This window comes from Methylobacterium sp. (assembly GCF_028290105.1).
Classification (GTDB): Bacteria; Pseudomonadota; Alphaproteobacteria; order Rhizobiales; family Beijerinckiaceae; genus Methylobacterium.
Map to the genome: position 1 here is coordinate 1 of NZ_JAQGKL010000315.1, position 3,333 is coordinate 3,333.

General features: G+C 67.7%; 3 protein-coding genes. 1 reads left to right on the plus strand and 2 read right to left on the minus strand.

Annotation, left to right across the window (positions count from 1 at the left end; all coding sequences use genetic code 11):
• Positions 1-123 precede the first annotated feature (123 nt).
• Positions 124-1,020, plus strand: coding sequence for a phosphoserine phosphatase SerB (gene serB, locus JWQ05_RS20650; protein ID WP_299662761.1), 897 nt, complete (start codon positions 124-126; stop codon positions 1,018-1,020).
• A gap of 66 nt (positions 1,021-1,086) precedes the next feature.
• Here the strand turns inward: serB and JWQ05_RS20655 are convergent, their stop codons facing one another.
• Complete coding sequence (locus tag JWQ05_RS20655) at positions 1,087-2,637, minus strand: DegQ family serine endoprotease (RefSeq protein ID WP_299662764.1); 1,551 nt, start codon at positions 2,635-2,637, stop codon at positions 1,087-1,089.
• Between the two features lie 108 nt (positions 2,638-2,745).
• The coding region (locus tag JWQ05_RS20660) for a protease modulator HflC (RefSeq protein WP_299662767.1) at positions 2,746-3,333 on the minus strand (588 nt) is incomplete at its 5' end.

Consider the following 3,333-nt stretch of genomic DNA (forward strand, 5'->3'; position numbering starts at 1 on the left):
GCGAGTTGCAGGGCGAGGCCCGACTTGCCCGAGGCAGTCGGCCCTGCGATGAGGATCGCCGCCGGCAGAGCCTGCGCGCGCGTGCGTTGCGTGACCGGCGGCACTGGCGTGGAAAGCTCCCGGATGACCCTCGTCGCGATCCTGATAGCAAACGAGAGCCGCCCCGCCATCACCGATGCGGTGCTGGCCGAGACCCGCGCCGTGATGCGCACCGAGCATCAGCCCCGTATCCTGCACGGCGAGGTCGCTGCCGAGGTGCTCGTGCCCGGCGCCGCCGGGGACGCGCCGGCCCTGGCGCAGCGCCTGCGCGCGGCGCTCGCCTCCGAGCCGATCGATGTCGCGGTGCTGAGCGCCGGACCGCATCGCCGCAAACGTCTGTTCCTGGCCGACATGGACTCGACCATGATCGAACAGGAATGCATCGACGAACTCGCCGACACGGTCGGCCTGAAGGAGCGCGTCGCCGCGATCACCGAACGTGCGATGCGCGGCGAGATCGCCTTCGGCCCGGCCCTGCGCGAACGCGTCGCTCTCCTGCGCGACCTACCGGTGGCGGTGATCGACCGCCTGATCGCCGAGCGCATCACCCTGACGCCGGGTGGGCATACCCTGGTCCAAACCATGAAGGCGCATGGCACCCACACCTGCCTGATCTCGGGCGGGTTCACCCTGTTCACCGGTCCGGTCTCGGCGAGGATCGGCTTCGACGAGGCGCATGCCACCACCCTCGGCGTGCGCGATGGGCACCTGACGGGTGAGGTGATCGAGCCGATCGTCGATGCGGAGACGAAGCGCGCGACCTTGGTTAGCCTGCGTGACCGATTCGGCCTCGATCCGTCCGAGACCCTCGCCGTCGGCGACGGCGCCAACGACCTCGACATGATCGGCGAGGCCGGGCTCGGGGTGGCGTTCCGGGCCAAGCCCAAGGTGGCGGCAGCGGCGGAAGTGCGGATCGACCACGGCGACCTCACCGCCCTCCTCTACCTACAGGGCTATTCCGCGAGCGAGTTCGTCGTCTGACCGAAACGACGGAGCCGCCACCCTTTCGGATGGCGGCTCCAGAGGCTCGGTTTTTGCGTCAGGAGATCAGTCGAGGCCGAGCGCCACGAAGCGCACCTCGCCCGAGGCGCTGGCCACCAGGAGCAGGACGGATTTGCGACCGTCCTTCTTCAGTTGATCGACGCGCTTGGTCACATCGGCGGGCGAGCTCACCGCCTCCTGACCGACCTCGACGATGACCTCGCCGGCCTTGATCTGCTTGTCGGCCGCGGTGGAGTTCGGATCGACGCGCGTGACGAGCACACCCTTCTGGCCGTCCTTTAGGCTGAAGCGCTTGCGGGCCTCGTCGGTGATCCCCGAGAGGTTCAGGCCGAGGGCCTGACGCACGGCGCTCTCGGGCTCCGGCTGCTTGACGCTGGCGAGCTGCGGCTTCTCGGTGTCCTCGAGCCGGCCGAGGGTGACCGACTTCGTCGTCTCGGCGCCCTTGCGGATGACGAGGACCTCGACGGTCTTACCCACCGGTGTCGAGGCGACGATGCGTGGCAGGTCGCTCGACGACTTCACCGCCGTGCCGTTGAACTTGACGATGACGTCCCCGATCTCGAGGCCCGCTGTCTTGGCGGGTCCCTTCTCGTCGACGCCGGCCACCAACGCGCCCTTGACGCCGTCCTTCATGTCGAGGGCCTCGGCCGTGGTGTCGTCCACGTTCTGAATGCGCACCCCGAGCCAGCCGCGCCGGACCTCGCCGAACTCGCGCAGCTGGTCGATCACCTGAGAGGCGCTGTTGGAGGGCACGGCGAAGCCGATGCCCACCGAGCCACCGGTGGGCGACAGGATGGCGGTGTTGATGCCGATGACCTCGCCATTCATGTTGAACAGGGGGCCGCCGGAATTGCCCTTGTTGATGGCCGCGTCGGTCTGGATGTAATTGTCGTACGGGCCCGACTCGATGTTGCGGCCACGCGCCGAGACGATGCCGGCCGAAACCGAACCGCCGAGACCGAACGGGTTGCCGATGGCGATGACCCAGTCGCCGGGCCGCATCTTTTCGGAATCGCCGAAGGGTACGGCCTTCAGGGGCTTGCCGGCCTCCGGCTTCACCCGCAGCACCGCGAGGTCGATCTTCGCGTCCTTGCCGATGATCTCGGCCTTCAGCTTGGTGCCGTTGTGCAGGATGACCTGAATGTCGTTGGCGTCGCCGATGACGTGGTTGTTCGTCACCACGATGCCGGAGGCGTCGATGATGAAGCCGGACCCGAGGGAATTCGACTTGCGCTGCTGCGGGCGCGAGCGCTCGGCCTCATTGCGGTCACCACCACCGCGCTGGCCGCGCTTGTTGAAGAATTCCTCGAAGAGATCCTCGAACGGGGTACCCGGCGGAAGTTGCGGACCCGAACGTGTATTGGGACGCGCGTCGACGGTCGTGGAGGCGGAGATGTTCACCACCGCATCGGTGACCTGATCGGCGAGGTCGGCCAGGGAGTCCGGACCCTTCGCGAAGGCCGGGCCTGACCATCCGGTCAGGGCGACGGAAGTCGCAAGCGTCGCGGCGACGAGGGTCGAGCGAAGCGTCTGGCTCAGGTTTTCGCGGAGCGCTCGGGAACGTGGCGCCCGGACGGCGCTCGCAACGGGGACCATGGTCGACCTCTTGTTGTGCAAGGATGCCCTTAGATCGTCCGCGACGGTCGCCGATCAAGAGTCCGACGGCGGATCGGGATCCGCCGCCGGTGCGTCATCGCGTCGGGCTCAGCGCGTGGTGCCGGTGGTGCCAGGCTCGGCCGGCGCGCGCGAGCGCGTTGCCGGCGTCGCTGGGCTGCGGCCCTGCGGATCGTTGAAGTAGCGGAAGAAGTCCGAGGTCGGGCTGATCACCAACCGGGTCTCGGAACCCTTCAACCCGTTCTCGTAGGCCTGCATCGAGCGGTAGAAGCCGAAGAAATCCGCGTCCTTGCCGTAGGCTTCCACTAGGATGCGGTTCTTGTCGGCGTCACCCTGACCGCGCAGGGTCTCGGCGGTCTGGTTGGCCTCCGAGAGCAGCACGGTCACGTCGCGATCGGGCTTGGCCTTGATCGTCACCGCGATCTGCTCGCCGTTCGCGCGGATGTCGGCCGCCTCGCGCTCGCGCTCGGTCGTCATGCGCTTGTAGACCGCCGAACTGTTCTGAGCGGGTAGATCGACGCGGGTCATGCGCAGGTCGACGATCTCGACGCCGAGTTCCTTGGCCTGCTTGTTCACGTCGGCCTGGATCTGGTTCATCAGTTCGGCACGCTGCGTGCGCACGATCCCGTCGCGGGTCGAGCGGGCGAGCAGGTTGCGCAGGGCCGAATTGGTGAAGCT